Source organism: Aquabacterium sp. A08, assembly GCF_011742065.1.
Genome location: NZ_JAAQQT010000197.1, coordinates 1 through 566, shown reverse-complemented (window position 1 = coordinate 566; position 566 = coordinate 1). Strand labels below are relative to the sequence as shown.

The following is a 566-nucleotide window of genomic DNA, read 5'->3' as shown; positions in this document are numbered from 1 at the left end:
AGTGCCTTGAGGGATCTGGGCGGCAAGGCCAAAGCCAAATCCGTCCGGGACACCATCGTCAACCAGCTGATGGATGAACAAGAAGTCCTGGACGAGTCCGAAGTCGCCAACGGTGAGGCCAAGTACCAGAACGACATCCGCTGGGCCAGATTCCACCTGGTCAACGCCGGCAAGCTGGAGACGACGGACGTCTCAGGTCACGGCGTGTGGCAATTGACCCCGGAGGGCTGGCAGATGCCCCTGGATCCGGCCACGGCCGCCGCCATCTGCGGCAAGGGCAGTGCCACCGAGCAGACGGGCAGCATTCCCTCTCCACTGCAGGATGAACTGCCCGGTATCGATCAAGGTGATCTGGCCCTGAAGAACCTGCTGGTCCAGATGCCCGATGCCGCCTTCGAACGCCTGTGTGCCGCCATCATGGTGGCCAACAACGCCGATGAGACGGTGGTGACGGGCAAGGCCAACGACGGCGGGATCGACGGCACCGCCACCTACTCGGTGGACGAGCTGAAACTCATCACCTTTCGGGTGGCCTGGCAGTGCAAGCGCTATGGCACCGACAACAA

General features: G+C 62.7%; 1 protein-coding gene. It reads left to right on the top strand.

All coding sequences use genetic code 11. From position 1 onward, the window contains the following. Nucleotides 1–566, top strand: a 566-nt coding sequence (locus HA630_RS26785; RefSeq protein WP_166832110.1) for a winged helix-turn-helix domain-containing protein, incomplete at both ends; no start/stop codon positions are given.